The organism is Streptomyces mangrovisoli (genome assembly GCF_000974985.2).
Lineage (GTDB): Bacteria > Actinomycetota > Actinomycetes > Streptomycetales > Streptomycetaceae > Streptomyces > Streptomyces mangrovisoli.
This window is the reverse complement of sequence record NZ_LAVA02000123.1, coordinates 21,512-36,003: the sequence shown is the minus strand read 5'-3', so window position 1 is coordinate 36,003 and position 14,492 is coordinate 21,512. Positions and strand designations below refer to the sequence as shown.

At 71.8% G+C, this 14,492-nt stretch carries 11 protein-coding genes and 1 riboswitch; of the genes, 3 read left to right on the top strand and 8 right to left on the bottom strand.

Features of this window, described 5'->3' with window-relative positions; translation table 11 throughout:
• The coding region (locus WN71_RS36940; RefSeq protein WP_107469864.1) for a GNAT family N-acetyltransferase at positions 1-2,213 on the bottom strand (2,213 nt) is incomplete at its 3' end.
• A gap of 202 nt (positions 2,214-2,415) precedes the next feature.
• Here WN71_RS36940 and WN71_RS36935 point away from each other — a divergent pair.
• Complete coding sequence (locus WN71_RS36935; RefSeq protein WP_046587952.1) at positions 2,416-2,697, top strand: HPr family phosphocarrier protein; 282 nt, start codon at positions 2,416-2,418, stop codon at positions 2,695-2,697.
• Between the two features lie 346 nt (positions 2,698-3,043).
• On the opposite strand, the gene WN71_RS36930 is transcribed toward WN71_RS36935, so the two are convergent.
• From WN71_RS36930 to WN71_RS36915, 4 genes are all read right to left on the bottom strand, one after another.
• Positions 3,044-3,739, bottom strand: coding sequence for a GntR family transcriptional regulator (locus WN71_RS36930; protein ID WP_046587950.1), 696 nt, complete (start codon positions 3,737-3,739; stop codon positions 3,044-3,046).
• 199 nt (positions 3,740-3,938) lie between these two features.
• The gene (locus WN71_RS36925; RefSeq protein WP_046587947.1) at positions 3,939-4,682 is read right to left on the bottom strand and encodes a M23 family metallopeptidase; all 744 of its coding nucleotides are present in this window, start codon (positions 4,680-4,682) and stop codon (positions 3,939-3,941) included.
• 12 nt (positions 4,683-4,694) lie between these two features.
• A riboswitch (cyclic di-AMP (ydaO/yuaA leader) is annotated at positions 4,695-4,862 on the bottom strand.
• 265 nt (positions 4,863-5,127) lie between these two features.
• A complete protein-coding gene (locus tag WN71_RS36920; RefSeq protein ID WP_046587945.1) occupies positions 5,128-6,516 on the bottom strand; it encodes a M16 family metallopeptidase in 1,389 nt (462 codons plus the stop codon).
• Positions 6,513-7,913, bottom strand: a complete 1,401-nt coding sequence (locus WN71_RS36915; RefSeq protein WP_046587943.1) for a M16 family metallopeptidase — start codon at positions 7,911-7,913, stop codon at positions 6,513-6,515. Before WN71_RS36915 ends, WN71_RS36920 begins: the two co-directional genes overlap by 4 nt.
• 411 nt (positions 7,914-8,324) lie before the next feature.
• Here WN71_RS36915 and WN71_RS36910 point away from each other — a divergent pair, with 411 nt between their 5' ends.
• On the top strand, positions 8,325-10,781 hold the full coding sequence (locus tag WN71_RS36910) for a DNA gyrase/topoisomerase IV subunit A (protein ID WP_046587940.1): 2,457 nt from the start codon (positions 8,325-8,327) through the stop codon (positions 10,779-10,781).
• On the opposite strand, the gene WN71_RS36905 is transcribed toward WN71_RS36910, so the two are convergent.
• Positions 10,778-11,923 carry a CobW family GTP-binding protein gene (locus tag WN71_RS36905; RefSeq protein WP_046587938.1) on the bottom strand — a complete coding sequence of 382 codons (1,146 nt, stop codon included), beginning with the start codon at positions 11,921-11,923 and terminating at the stop codon, positions 10,778-10,780. The two genes, WN71_RS36910 and WN71_RS36905, sit on opposite strands and share 4 nt — an antisense overlap.
• Before the next feature lie 320 nt (positions 11,924-12,243).
• Here WN71_RS36905 and WN71_RS36900 point away from each other — a divergent pair, with 320 nt between their 5' ends.
• Positions 12,244-12,750 carry a DUF6082 family protein gene (locus WN71_RS36900; protein WP_046587935.1) on the top strand — a complete coding sequence of 169 codons (507 nt, stop codon included), beginning with the start codon at positions 12,244-12,246 and terminating at the stop codon, positions 12,748-12,750.
• Between the two features lie 30 nt (positions 12,751-12,780).
• On the opposite strand, the gene WN71_RS36895 is transcribed toward WN71_RS36900, so the two are convergent.
• Together WN71_RS36895 and WN71_RS36890 are read right to left on the bottom strand one after the other, a co-directional pair.
• Positions 12,781-13,017, bottom strand: coding sequence for a hypothetical protein (locus tag WN71_RS36895; protein WP_046587933.1), 237 nt, complete (start codon positions 13,015-13,017; stop codon positions 12,781-12,783).
• Positions 13,018-13,291: 274 nt separating this feature from the next.
• Positions 13,292-14,458: a citrate synthase/methylcitrate synthase gene (locus WN71_RS36890; RefSeq protein ID WP_046587928.1), complete on the bottom strand. Its 1,167-nt coding sequence runs from the start codon at positions 14,456-14,458 to the stop codon at positions 13,292-13,294.
• Positions 14,459-14,492 lie beyond the last annotated feature (34 nt).

Sequence of the window (14,492 nt, the reverse complement as noted above, 5' to 3'; positions counted from 1 at the left end):
GGGTAGGCGGGGATGAGACGGGGGGTGGCGGGGGGCGGGGAGGCGGGAGCGGCGGCACCGGGCCGGGTGATGCCGGGCGAGGCGGGGCCGGACGCGGGGGCGGGCGCTTCGGGGACGGACGCCGGGGCGGGCGCGCCGGTACCGAGGTTCGGGCCGGTACCGGGGTGCGGACCGGTGCCCGGATTCGGACCGGTGCCAGAGCTCGGACCGGTGCCGGGGTCCAGGCCGGTGCCCGGATTCAGGCCGGTGCCCGGATTCGGACCGGTGCCCGGGTTCAGGCCGGTGCCCGGGTTCGGACCGGTGCCGGGATTCCCGTCCGCGTCCGGGGCGGGGCGGCCCAGGGCGCCCGGACCGGTGTTCGCCGCCGCGGACAGCGCCTCCGCGAGGCCGCCCAGCTCCACGTGCACCACCAGCACCGGCTTCCCGGGTACGGCGGCCGACGCCGAGCGCAGCGCCTCCGCGAGGGCCGCGTCCCCGGCCGAGTCCTCCCCCACGGCCGGGATGGCGGTGACGACCACCGCGTCGCACGTCTCGTCGGCCAGCGCCCGCGACAGCGCCCGGTGGAAGTCCTCCGCCGAGGCCGCCGTCGTCAGGTCCAGCGGCCTCAGCGGCCGCAGCCCCTCGGCGAGGCATGCCTCGTAGGTGAGCAGGCCCAGGGACTCGGAGTTGCCGAGGATCGCCACCCGGGGTCCGGCGGGGAGCGGCTGGCGGGCGAGCAGCAGGCCCGCGTCGACCAGTTCGGTGATCGTGTCGACGCGGATCACCCCGGCCTGGCGCAGCAGCGCGGACACGGTCGCGTGCGGCAGCCGCGTCGCCCGTACGGCGTGCCCCTGGGGCGCGGAACCGGCCGCCTGCACCACCACCAGCGGCTTGGCCGCGGCCGTGCGCCGGGCGAGGCGGGTGAACTTGCGCGGGTTGCCGATGCTCTCCAGGTACATGAGGACGACGTCGGTGTCGGGGTCGTCGTACCAGTACTGGATGACGTCGTTGCCGGAGACGTCCGCGCGGTTGCCCGACGAGACGAAGGTCGACACGCCCGTGACGCCGGTCACCCCGCCGCCGCGGCGCTCCAGGCGGGACAGCAGCGCGATCCCGATGGCGCCGGACTGGGCGAACAGGCCGATGCGGCCGGGGCGCGGCATCTCGGGGGCGAGGGAGGCGTTGAGCCGTACCCCGGGGGCGGTGTTGACGACCCCGAAGGCGTTGGGGCCGATGATCCTCATGCCGTGCGCGCGCGCCTGCCGGACCAGCGCGCGCTGGCGCTCGCGGCCCTCGGGACCGCTCTCCGCGTACCCGGCGGAGAGCACGACGAGGCCCTGGACGCCGTGTTCGCCGCACTCGTCGACGACCTCGGGGACCCGTTCGGCGGGTACGGCGACCACGGCGAGGTCGACGGGGCCGTCGATGTCGCGGACGGAGCGGTGCGCGGGCACGCCGTCGAGTTCCTTCTGCCCGTCCGGCAGCGCCCTGTTGACCGCGAACAGGCGGCCGGCGAACCCGGCGTCCCTGATGTTGTCGAGGACGCTGCGGCCCACGCCGCCGGGGGCCCGTCCGGTGCCGACGACCACGACGGAGCCCGGCGTCAGCAGCCGCCGTACCGACCGGGCCTCGGCGCGCTGCTCCCGCGCGCGCTGCACGGCCAGCGAGCGGTCCGTGGGCTCGATGCCGAACTCCAGGCGGACGACGCCGTCCTCGAAGCTGCGCTTCTGGGTGTACCCGGCGTCCGTGAACACCTTGATCATCTTGGTGTTGGCGGGCAGCACGTCGGCGGTGAAGCGGCGGATGCCGCGCTCGCGGGCGACGGCGGCGACATGCTCCAGGAGGGCGGAGGCGACCCCGCGCCCCTGGTGCGCGTCCTGGACCAGGAACGCGACCTCGGCCTCGTCGGCGGGGGCGGAGGCGGGCGCTCCGGAGGGGCCGACGCGGTCGTAGCGTACGGTTGCGATGAACTCGCCGCCCACGGTGGCCGCGAGTCCCACCCGGTCCACGAAGTCGTGGTGCGTGAAGCGGTGGACGTCCTTGGCGGACAGCCTGGGGTACGGCGCGAAGAAGCGGTAGTACTTCGACTCGTCCGACACCTGCTCGTAGAAGCTGACCAGGCGCTCCGCGTCGTCCACCGTGATGGGGCGGATCCGTGCGGTGCCGCCGTCGCGCAGCACCACGTCGGCTTCCCAGTGGGTGGGGTACTCGTGCCGGTCCGACGAGGTCTGCATGGGGCCCAGACTACGGCTCGCGTACGACAACGGCGCGGGGCAGTCTGAGGGGGCGAAGCGGGCCGGCCGACGGTCCGGGGCCCCGGCCCGACCGCCGATCCGGACGGCACCGCGCCGTGCCGCGCGGCACGCCGCACGGGGCACGCGTCGCGATATGGGACACTGGTCTAGACAACCCTGAGACACTGAAGGGCAGCATCACATGGCTGAGCGCCGCGTCAACGTCGGCTGGGCCGAGGGTCTCCACGCCCGCCCCGCCTCCATCTTCGTCCGAGCCGCCACGGCCACCGGCGTCCCGGTGACGATCGCCAAGGCCGGGGGCGACCCGGTCAACGCGGCCTCCATGCTGGCCGTGCTCGGTCTCGGCGCCCAGGGTGGCGAGGAGATCGTGCTCGCCTCCGCCGCCGAGGGCGCGGACGCCGCGCTCGAGCGACTGGCCAAGCTGGTCGCCGAGGGCCTCGAGGAGCTCCCCGAGACGGTCTGACCGACCGCCGCACCGAGCACCGGAGCCGTGCCGCCCGACCCGGGCGGCACGGCTCCGTCGTCTTCTCCCGTCCGCGTCCCGCCCTGACCACGCGCCAAGCCCCACACCGCCGCCGCGCGACGGCACGCGTGAGTACGGTCACCGTGCAACGCCGCCCATGAGTACCGTCACCCCACTCGACGCCACCCATGCGGAATTCGACCGCCCTCACCCGAATTTGATCACCCGCGCACGAAATCACGCGGGCATACGAAAGAAGCGCGACCGGAATTTCCCGGCGCGCCAGAATTCGGGCAGCGAAAACAAACCCCGCCGATTAGCTGTCTCTTTGTATACAGCGCGCGTGTTAATGCCGCGGGCCCGAGATGTTTACGGGATGTTGCGAAGTCCTCACACGGTCCGTGCGCTCGGCGCCGCCGGTGAAGCGCAGCCGGTGCGCGGAGGTCGCGCGCTCGGTGTGCAGCGCCGTGATCGCCCGCGCGCGCTCGGCGTCGCCGCGCGCCACCGCGTCCACGATCGCGCCGTGCTCCGCCCACGACTCCACCGGGCTGGCGGGCGCGTCGACGGCGTACATCCAGGCGATCTTGTGCCGCAGCTGGGTCAGCATCGAGGTCAGGGCATGGCTCCCGGAGGCCTGGGCCAGCGTCTCGTGGAACCAGCCGCCCAGCGAGCGCAGATCCTCGCTGGTGCCGCGCCTGGCCCGCTCCTGGCCCAGCCTGACCAGGCCGCGCAGCACCTTGAGATGGGCCTCGGTGCGCCGCTGGGCCGCGCGGGAGGCGCCCAGCGGCTCCAGCAGCATCCGCATCTCCAGCAGGTCGGCGGCCTCCAGCTCGGTGGGCTCCGCGACACACGCCCCCGCGTGCCTGCGGGTGACGACGAACCCCTCCGCCTCCAGGGTGCGCAGGGCCTCGCGGACGGGCACGCGGGACACGCCGTAGCGGCGGGCGAGGAGTTCCTCGGTGAGCCGGCCGCCGCGCTCGTAGACACCCGCGACGATGTCGTCCCGGATCGCGGTGCACACCGAGTGCGCCGGAATACGCATGACCGACCTCCGCCTTAATGCCCATGAAACGTCGTCCATTGACGTGCGTTCAGCGACTCTATTGCAACGGGCCGCAATTTCCGACGCCGGGCCGGAATCCGGGGATATTTTTTGGACAACGGGGCCGGTGAAACGACGAAAGCCCCGGCGTGGGGAGCCGGGGCTTCGAAGCGGTGAAGCGGATGTGGTGATACGACGGTCAGACGTTCACACCGTGCTTGCGGAGGTAGGCCACGGGGTCGATGTCGGAGCCGTACTCGGGCGTCGTACGGGCCTCGAAGTGGAGGTGGGGGCCGGTGGTGTTGCCGGTCGACCCCGACAGGCCGATCTGCTCGCCCATGGTGACGTGCTGGCCCACCGAGACCCCGATGGACGACAGATGCCCGTACTGGGTGTACGTGCCGTCGTGCATCTTGATGACGATCTGGTTGCCGTACGCGCCGCCCCAGCCGGTCTGCACGACCGTGCCGTACCCGACCGCGTGGACCGTGGTGCCGGACGCGGCGTGGAAGTCGATGCCGGTGTGGGCACCGGAGGACCACAGGCCGCCGCTGGCCTCGTACCCGGTGGAGACGTAGGAGTCGCTGATCGGGGCGACGAAGGTGTTCAGGCGCTCACGCTCGGCCGCGCGGGCGGCGCGGGCCTCGGCGGCGCGCTCCTGACGGGCCAGCTCGGCGGCCTCCTTGCGGGCCTGCTCCTGCTCCGCGGCCCGCCGCTGGGCGGTGGCCTGTGCGTCGATGTGGCCGGGGACCGTGTCCCCGATGCTGACGACCGGGACGAGACCGGTGGTCTCGGCGGAGTTCTCCGCGGCGAGCGCGGGGGCGGCCGCGACGGTGCCGACGACCCCGGTGGTGGCGAGGGCCGCGATGCCCGCCGCCTGCGCGGTGGAACGCTTCATCCGGCCCGGACGGCGGTGCTTGCCGGGGGCGCACATGAACGCCATGTAGTGGCTGGTCCTTTCCTTCCCTCTCGCCTACCGGGTTAGCTGACGGGTTCGGAGCAGGAAGGTCTCCTACGGACCCCCACGCGGCTCGCGCGGGCGCCCGATTCACCCCAGGGACTTCACAGATGGGTCCCCGGCTCCCCTGGCTCGCGCCGTACGGGGACTCGGCGATGACTGTCCGGTGCCGCGGGTGCGGCGCACTGCACGACGAACAGCCGGATCGACGCTAGAGCGACTCACTTTCAATTCCCAAACGGACCGCCTCTTTTGTAGCGCATGCCACAGAACAGACAGTCCGCTCCCGCCCAAATCGGGCACAAAGCGGCCCTGGTGACGTGTCGGTCACCAGGGCCGCCTCGCGCGTGCCGCCGGTCCGCGGGGACCGCGTGGGCCGCTGCTCCGCGGTGCCGCGTGGGCCGCCGCTTCGCGGTGCCGCGGGTGGCCGCTACTCCGCCGTGACGACGGTGACTTCGCCGATCCCGAGGGCCTCGACGGGCTCCTTGATCTGCGCCGCGTCACCGACCAGGACGGTCACGAGCCCGTCCACCGGGAAGGCGCTCACGACCGCCGCGGTGGCCTCCACCGTGCCGGTCGCGGCGAGCTGCCGGTACAGCGCCGCCTGGTAGTCGTCCGGCAGGAACTGCTCGACCTGGTCGGCCAGCGTGCTCGCCACGGCCGCCGCCGTCTCGTACTTGAGCGGCGCCACACCGACGAGGTTCTGCACGGCGATGTCCCGCTCCGCGTCGGTCAGCCCGCCCTCGGCCAGCTTGCGCAGCACCGTCCACAGGTCCTGGAGGGCCGGTCCGGTGTTCGGGGTGTCGACGGAGCCGCTGATGGCGAGCATCGCGGCGCCGCTGCCGTCCGGCGCGGACCTGAGGACCTGCCCGAACGCCCGTACGCCGTAGGTGTATCCCTTCTCCTCGCGCAGGACGCGGTCCAGCCGGGAGGTGAGGGTGCCGCCGAGGCAGTACGTGCCGAGCACCTGCGCGGCCCAGACCCGGTCGTGCCGGTCGGGGCCGACCCGTCCGATGAGCAGCTGCGTCTGGACGGCGCCGGGGCGGTCCACGATGACGACACGGCCGGTGTCGTCGGCGCTGACCGGCGGCACCGGCTTCGGCTTGGCCGCGGGCGCGCTCCAGGCGCCGAGCGTCTCGCCGAGCAGAGCGTCCAGGTCCACGCCGGTGAGGTCGCCGACGACCACGGCGGTGCCGGTGGAGGGGCGGACATGGCGGTCGTAGAACGCGCGGACGGCCGCGGAGTCGATCTTGGTGACCGTGTCCTCGGTGCCCTGGCGCGGGCGCGACATGCGCGAGGTGGCCGGGAAGAGCTGCCGGGACAGCTCCTTGGCGGCGCGGCGGGCCGGGTTGGCCAGCTCGTGCGGGATCTCGTCGAGGCGGTTGTGGACCAGCCGTTCGACCTCGTCGTCGGCGAACGCGGGTGCCCTGAGGGCGTCCGCGAGCAACCCCAGGGCGCGCGGCAGCCGGGAGGCGGGGACCTCCAGGCTCAGGCGGACCCCGGGGTGGTCGGCGTGCGAGTCGAGGGTGGCGCCGCAGCGCTCCAGCTCGGCGGCGAACTCCTCCGCGGAGTGCTTGTCCGTGCCCTCGGAGAAGGCCCGCGCCATGATCGTGGCGACACCGTCGAGACCGGACGGCTCCGCGTCGAGCGGGGCGTCGAGCAGCACCTCCACGGCGACGACCTGCTGGCCGGGGCGGTGGCAGCGCAGCACGGTCAGCCCGTTGTCGAGGGTGCCGCGCTCGGGCGCGGGGAAGGCCCACGGCCGGGCGTCCCCGGCCTGCGGCTGGGGGTGGAAGTCCATCGGGGCGAGCTCGGTCACTGGGCCGTCTCCTCGTTGTCGTCGGCTTCCACGGTCGCCTCGGACTCCGGGTCCGCGGGCGGGTCGGCGTCCTCGGACCGCTCCGCCGCCTCGGCGGAGACGGGCTCGTACACGAGCACCGCGCGGTTGTCGGGGCGCAGGCAGGCCTTGGCGACCTCCTGGACCTCCTCGGCCGTCACCGCGAGCACCCGGTCCACGGCGGTCAGCGCGAGCTGCGGGTCGCCGAACAGGACGGCGTACCGGCACAGTTCGTCGGCGCGGCCGGCGACCGTGCCGAGCCGGTCCAGCCACTCGCGCTCCAACTGGGCCTGGGCGCGCTCCATCTCCTCCGGCGTGGGGCCCTCGGCCGCGAACCGGGCGAGCTCCTCGTCGATGGCGGCCTCGATGACCGGGACCTCCACGTCGCCGGACGTCTTCACGTCCAGCCAGCCCAGGGAGGGCGCACCCGCCAGGCGCAGCAGGCCGAACCCGGCGGCGACGGCCGTACGGTCGCGGCGCACCAGGCGGTTGTACAGGCGGGAGGACTCGCCGCCGCCGAGGACGGTGAGGGCGAGGTCGGCGGCGTCCGACGCGCGCGTGCCGTCGTGCGGGAGACGGTAGGCGGCCATCAGCGCCCGCGCGGGGACCTCCTCGACGACGACCTCGCGCAGCTGCTCGCCGATGACCTCGGGCAGCGCGCCGTCGCGGGGCGCGGGCTTGCCGTCGTGGCCGGGGATGGAGCCGAAGTACTTCTCGATCCAGGCGAGGGTCTGCGCCGGGTCGATGTCGCCGACCACGGACAGGACGGCGTTGTTGGGCGCGTAGTACGTGCGGAAGAACGCGCGGGCGTCCTCCAGCGTGGCGGCGTCCAGGTCGGCCATCGAGCCGATGGGGGTGTGGTGGTAGGGGTGGCCCTCGGGATAGGCGAGCGCAGTGAGCTTCTCGAAGGCGGTGCCGTAGGGGACGTTGTCGTAGCGCTGGCGGCGCTCGTTCTTGACGACGTCGCGCTGGTTCTCCATGGACTCGTCGTCGAGGGCCGCGAGCAGGGAGCCCATGCGGTCGGCCTCCAGCCAGAGGGCGAGCTCCAGCTGGTGGGTGGGCATGGTCTCGAAGTAGTTGGTGCGCTCGAAGCTCGTGGTGCCGTTCAGCGAACCGCCCGCGCCCTGCACGAGCTCGAAGTGCCCGTTGCCCTTCACCTGGGCGGAACCCTGGAACATCAGGTGCTCGAAGAGGTGCGCCAGGCCCGTACGGCCCTTGACCTCGTGGCGCGAGCCGACGTCGTACCAGAGGCACACCGCCGCCACCGGGGTCAGGTGGTCCTCGGAGAGCACCACCCGAAGACCGTTGGCCAGGCGGTGCTCGGTCGCTGTCAGGCCCCCGGAGCCTGCCTCGGCTGTGGCCGTGTGACCCATGGGCATGTACGTCCCTTCGCTCGCGAAAGCTGTGGGGAAACCGCGCTCGGCCCCGGCCGCCGAACCCTCGGCGCACCGTGGCCGGATCGCGGGATCCTGCCGGTCCTGCCACTGTATGCAAGCGGACGGGGCCTCGGCGAAGTTCCCGGAGGTCGTACGCCGAGAGCGAGATCGGCACGGCGGACCGTGGGGCGGGCGGGGGTGCGTGTGGCCACGGGGGCCGGGGGTGCGACCGTAGGGATCGAACGCCGGGGATCGAACGCCGGGAACGGCGAAGGGACGGGTCCTGGTCGGCGTTGTCAGTCGCGCGGTCCACAATGGTCCGCATCGGATGTCCGTTCACGCTTCAGCAGGAGTGAGCCGGAGGGGTGAGCGCCCCCTAGGCGAGCGACCAGGAAACAGGAGGAGCCGGCAGCGATGGCCCGCCGCAGCACGAAGACCCCGCCGCCCGACGACTCGTACGAGGAGAGGATCCTCGACATCGACGTCGTGGACGAGATGCAGGGCTCCTTCCTCGAGTACGCGTACTCGGTCATCTACTCCCGCGCCCTGCCGGACGCCCGGGACGGCCTCAAGCCGGTGCACCGCCGCATCGTCTACCAGATGAACGAGATGGGCCTGCGCCCCGAGCGCGGCTACGTCAAGTGCGCCCGTGTCGTCGGCGAGGTCATGGGCAAGCTGCACCCGCACGGTGACGCGTCGATCTACGACGCCCTGGTGCGCATGGCGCAGCCGTTCTCCATGCGCGTCCCGCTGGTCGACGGCCACGGCAACTTCGGTTCGCTGGGCAACGACGACCCGCCGGCCGCCATGCGGTACACCGAGTGCCGCCAGGCCGAGGCGACCAGCCTGATGACCGAGTCGATCGACGAGGACACGGTCGACTTCACGCCCAACTACGACGGCCAGGAGCGGGAGCCGGTGGCCCTGCCCGCCGCGTTCCCGAACCTCCTGGTCAACGGCGCGTCCGGCATCGCGGTCGGCATGGCCACCAACATGCCGCCGCACAACCTCGGCGAGGTCGTGGCGGCCGCCCGCCATCTGATCCGCTACCCGAACGCGGACCTGGACGCCCTGATGCGGTTCGTCCCCGGCCCCGACCTGCCCACGGGCGGCCGGATCGTCGGCCTGTCCGGCATCCGCGACGCGTACGAGTCGGGCCGCGGCACCTTCAAGATCCGCGCCACGGTCGCGGTGGAGACGGTGACGGCCCGCCGCAAGGGCCTGGTGGTGACCGAACTGCCGTTCACCGTCGGTCCCGAGAAGGTCATCGCCAAGATCAAGGACCTGGTCGGCTCCAAGAAGATCCAGGGCATCGCCGACGTCAAGGACCTCACCGACCGCGAGCACGGCCTGCGCCTGGTCATCGAGGTGAAGAACGGCTTCGTGCCGGAGGCGGTCCTGGAGCAGCTGTACAAGCTGACCCCCATGGAGGAGTCCTTCGGCATCAACAACGTCGCCCTGGTCGACGGCCAGCCGCTGACGCTCGGCCTGAAGGAGCTCCTGGAGGTCTACCTCGACCACCGCTTCGATGTCGTACGGCGCCGCAGCGAGTTCCGGCGCACCAAGCGGCGCGACCGTCTCCACCTGGTCGAGGGCCTGCTCACCGCGCTCGTCGACATCGACGAGGTCATCCGCCTGATCCGCTCCAGCGACAACAGCGCCGAGGCGAAGCAGCGCCTCATCGAGCGCTTCTCCCTGTCGGAGATCCAGACGCAGTACATCCTGGACACCCCGCTGCGCCGGCTGACCAAGTTCGACCGCATCGAGCTGGAGTCGGAGAAGGAGCGGCTGAACTCGGAGATCGCGGAGCTGACCCGGATCCTCGACTCGGACACCGAGCTGCGCAAGCTGGTCTCGGCCGAACTGGCCGCGGTGGCGAAGAAGTTCGGCACCGAGCGGCGTACGGTCCTGCTGGAGTCGGCGGGCTCGCCCACGTCGGCCGTGCCGCTCCAGGTCGCGGACGACCCGTGCCGCGTGCTGCTGTCCTCGACGGGCCTGCTCGCCCGCACGGCGGGCGGCGAGCCGTTCCCGGCGGACACCGACGGCAGCCGCGCCAAGCACGACGTGATCCTCTCGGCGGTCCCGGCGACCGCGCGCGGTGAGGTCGGCGCGGTGACGTCGTCCGGCCGTCTGCTGCGCATCAACGTCATCGACCTGCCGCAGCTCCCGGAGACGGCGGCGGCGCCGAACCTCGCCGGAGGGGCGCCGCTCTCGGAGTTCCTCTCCCTGGAGGACGACGAGACGCTGGTCTGCCTGACCACGCTCGACGAGTCGTCGCCCGGTCTGGCGCTCGGCACCCAGCAGGGCGTCGTCAAGCGCGTGGTCCCCGACTACCCGACCAACAAGGACGAGTTGGAGGTCATCACCCTCAAGGAGGGCGACCGCATCGTCGGCGGGGTGGAACTGCGCACCGGCGACGAGGACCTGGTCTTCATCACGGACGACGCCCAACTGCTGCGCTACCAGGCGTCCCAGGTGCGTCCGCAGGGCCGTCCGGCGGGCGGCATGGCGGGCATCAAGCTGACCGACGGCGCGAAGGTGATCTCGTTCACCGCGGTGGACCCGGCGGTGGACGCGGTGGTCTTCACCGTCGCCGGCTCGCGCGGCACGCTGGACGACTCCGTGCAGACGACGGCGAAGCTGACCCCGTTCGACCAGTACCCGCGCAAGGGGCGGGCGACCGGCGGCGTGCGCTGCCAGCGCTTCCTGAAGGGCGAGGACTGCCTGTCCCTGGCCTGGGCGGGCCCGATCCCGGCCCGCGCCGCGCAGAAGAACGGCACCCCGGTCGACCTCCCGGAGATCGACCCGCGCCGCGACGGTTCGGGCGTGTCGCTGGCGAAGACGGTGTCGGTGGTGGCGGGCCCGGCCTAGCCGGCCTCTTCGGGATCCGGTACGTCCTTCTCGGGATCCGGTCCGTGGCCGTCGGGATCCGGTACGTCCTCCTCCGGATCCGGTACGTAACGCAGGACGCCCCACATGCCGTGCTCGTCGGCGTGCGGGGCGCCGCTGCGACAGGCCTCGAGTTCCTTGCCGAGGGCGGCGGTGTCGATGCCGGAGCCGATGAGGACGATCTGCGTCAGGCGCGGGGCGCCGGCCGGCCAGGGCTCGGGGTAGAAGCGCAGGAACCGCCCGACGGCATGGACGCCGTAGCGATTGCGCGTGTCGTACGGCCCGAAGTCGACGTACCCCTTGATGCGGTACAGCCCCTCGGGCCGACTGTCGAGGAAGGCCATCAGCCGGCGCGGGTCCAGCGGGAGGTCGGAGACGAAGGAGAGGCTGTCGTAGCCGGCGTGCAAGTGCCCGGCGTGGCCCGCGGGTTCGTCCTCACCCTCGGCGTCGCGCAGGTCGTCGAAGGACAACTGGCCGATGCGCTCCTCGCCGGGCCGGCAGTCGAAGAGGAACTCCGGGTCGACGCGGCCGTAACGGGCGGGCAGGACGGCGGCGCCGTCGACGAGGGAGCGCACGAGGGCGAGGACACGCTCGCCGTCCTCGGCCCGGTCGGTCTTGTTGACGACGACGAGGTCGGCGAGGGCGAGATGCCGGTCGATCTCCGGATGCCTGGCCCGGGTGTCGTCGAACTCGACGGCGTCGACGACCTCGACGAGCCCGCCGTAGACGATGCCGGGCTGCTCGCTGGCGAGCAGCATCCGGACGAGTTCCTGCGGTTCGGCGAGGCCGCTGGCCTCGATCACGATGACGTCGATACCGGCTTCGGGCCGGGCGAGGCGGTCGAGATAGGTGTCGAGTTCGCTCGCGTCGACCGCGCAGCACAGGCAGCCGTTGCCGAGGGAGACGGTGGAGTCCCCGAGGGCGCCGGCGACGGCCATGGCGTCGATCTCGATGGCCCCGAAGTCGTTGACGATCGCGCCGATCCGGCTGCCGCCGCTGCGGTGGAGCAGATGGTTCAGCAGGGTGGTCTTGCCCGAGCCGAGGAATCCGGCGAGCACGACGACCGGGATCTGCGGCGGACGGACCGGCGAGTCGGGGCCCTCGCCCCGGGTCGGCTGACGCAACGTGCGACCTCTCTCACACCAACGCGTGCGCCGTGTCGCGGACCGGCGCGCGTACGACGGATCGAATGCCGCCCCAGGATACGAGCAGGAATAATCGCAGCGAAGTGAACGATTGTTAGCTGCACGCGCGGGGCAGACGTTGGGCATGGCGCCGGAGTGTGCGACCCTCGCTTCCTTCTGTGCGCCTCCTCTCCGCCTCCCCGCCGATCAGAGCCGCTCGGCACCCTGGGAGACGGCAAGCGCCGCCCACCGCTCGCCGGTCCCCGTCACCCAACCCGCACCCGACGACCGGCGGACGGCCGCCTGATCCGGGGGTTGACATGGCCACACAGAGGAATGGGATGGGGAGGATCGTTTCGGCTGCGAAAGCAGGGTTCGCAGCCGTCGCTGACTCCATCGAGACGGCGAGCGCGCACCGTCGCAGAAGGGCGGTACTTACTCAACAGCACCGGCTCCACTTCGACTTGCTCTGCAAGGCGATGGACGATCCCGCGTTGGCCGCCGTCCTGGACACCTATGAGATGGTCGTTCCGGCCGAGAAACAGCGTCAGTTCCTCTTCGCGAACGCGCTCTACACCAACGCCCTCTTCTTCCACCGGATCGGCGCCATGACGCGGGCGGAACTCCACGGCCATCTACGAGTGCTGTGCCAGAACGCGGTGTTCCGCGAGTACTGGGAGGCGACGCGCCACCACAGGAAGAGCCTCCCCGAGGCGTCGGAGGAGTTCACCCTGGGACAGATGATGGACCGACTGGTCCAGGAACTCGCGGATTCCGACACGGACGAATGGTGGGTCGTGGGCGAGCCTCCCGAGGAAACGACGTGATCCCCAGGAGGCTCCGCCTCGCGCGAAGCGTCAGGCGTCGGGGATGTCTCGCTTGGCACGCACGAGAGTCTCCCGCGTGATGATCACGATGCGTTCGTAGTCTGCGCGTGCCGCGTCCGACGGAAGGTTCGGGTCGAGTTCCGCAGTCGCTTCTCGTCCGATGACAGCGAAGTCACCGTTGTCGAGTTCGAAGATGTCGGGGCACGTCTGGCCACTTGCGCTGCCGCGCTCCTTGGGGGCAACGCCGACGCGTCGCACGATCTTCACGGAAAGCTACCGCCTCACAGCTCAAAGGGATGTGGTCCTCCGAACTGCACCCCGAAAGTGGTCGTCGGAGCGCGCTCTCCAAGCGCAAGGGTGTTGCCGGAGTGCCCGGAGAGGGCCCTGCGACAAGATATCGAGATCCGAACCCTCAGCGTGCCAACAATGCCCCGGCAGACGGGCGAATTTCGCCGTCATCACTTGACCACCGGCCGGAGACAGGTGTTCGGAGCGGCCGGCGGCGTCACGAGTCGCCGTGTCACGAGTCGCCGTGTCCGGGTCAGCGCACGGCCGGCACCGCCACCGGCGCCTCCTCCCCCACATACCGGGCCACCGGGCGGATGATCTTCGGGTCCTCCGCCTGTTCCAGGATGTTGGCGCTCCAGCCGACCGCTCGGGCCGCCGCGAAGGTGGGGGTGAACATCTCGCGGGGCAGGCCGCAGAGTTCCATGACCACGCCGGCGTAGAACTCGACGTTGGTGTGGAGTTCGCGGCCCGGCTTCAGTTCGGCGAGGATCGCCTCGACGCGCCGCTCCACCTCGACCGCGAAGTCGACCCGCGCCCCGCCGAAGCCCTGAGCGATCTCGCGCAGCATGCGCGAACGAGGGTCCTCCGTACGGTAGATCGCGTGCCCGAAACCCATGATCCGCTCGCCGGCGAGCACGCGGGCACGGATCCACGGATCGATCCGCTCCGGCGTGCCGATGGCGTCCAGCGTGTCCAACGCCCGGCTGGGCGCACCCCCGTGCAACGGTCCCGACAGCGCCCCGACGGCCCCCACCAGGCAGGCCGCCACATCGGCTCCGGTGGACGCGATCACCCGCGCCGTGAAGGTTGACGCATTGAACCCGTGGTCAATGGTTGAGATCAAGTATTGCTCGACGGCCCGTGCGCATCGCGGCTCCGGTTCCGAACCGGTCAACATGTACAGGTAGTTGGCCGCGTACGAGAGATCCTCCCGCGGCTCGACGGGATCAAGCCCCTGCCCCAGCCGGTACAGCGCCGTGAGCATGGTGGGCACGGCGGCCGCCGCGGCGAGCGTGTCCGCCCGGCGCCGGTCCGCGTCGATGTCGTACACCGGACGGAACCCCTTCGCCGCCCCGAGCAGCGACAGCGCCGTACGCATCCCCGCCAGCGGCCCGGACAGGGCGCTCGCCGCCGCGACGGCGGGCAGCGCGGAGCGGACCTCGTCGGGCAGCCGCCGCAGCGCCGCCGTCTGCGCGGCGAAGGCCGCTCTCCGCTCGGCGTCGGGGAGTTGGCCGTGGACCAAGAGATGCCAGACGTCCTCGAAGCCGCGGCTGCGCGCGAGCTCGACGGCGGAGTACTGGCGGTAGTGGTAGAAGCCCTCACGCCCGCGGACGTCACCGATACGGGTGTCGGTGACGACGACGCCCGCGAGCCCCCGCGGCACGTCGACAAGCGTGGTTGCGGCCCTGTTGATGGTCATGCTCTGCCTCCCTGGACTTGATTCGACTGTCCAT

What these genes read in the sequence shown, in the direction of transcription:
- WN71_RS36925 (WP_046587947.1), bottom strand. Translation starts at nt 4,682, where the DNA reads ATGGCGTTCATGTGCGCCCCCGGCAAGCACCGCCGTCCGGGCCGGATG.
- WN71_RS36890 (WP_046587928.1), bottom strand. Translation starts at nt 14,458, where the DNA reads ATGACCATCAACAGGGCCGCAACCACGCTTGTCGACGTGCCGCGGGGG.
- WN71_RS36935 (WP_046587952.1), top strand. Translation starts at nt 2,416, where the DNA reads ATGGCTGAGCGCCGCGTCAACGTCGGCTGGGCCGAGGGTCTCCACGCC.
- WN71_RS36900 (WP_046587935.1), top strand. Translation starts at nt 12,244, where the DNA reads ATGGCCACACAGAGGAATGGGATGGGGAGGATCGTTTCGGCTGCGAAA.
- WN71_RS36915 (WP_046587943.1), bottom strand. Translation starts at nt 7,913, where the DNA reads ATGCCCATGGGTCACACGGCCACAGCCGAGGCAGGCTCCGGGGGCCTG.
- WN71_RS36930 (WP_046587950.1), bottom strand. Translation starts at nt 3,739, where the DNA reads ATGCGTATTCCGGCGCACTCGGTGTGCACCGCGATCCGGGACGACATC.
- WN71_RS36910 (WP_046587940.1), top strand. Translation starts at nt 8,325, where the DNA reads ATGGCCCGCCGCAGCACGAAGACCCCGCCGCCCGACGACTCGTACGAG.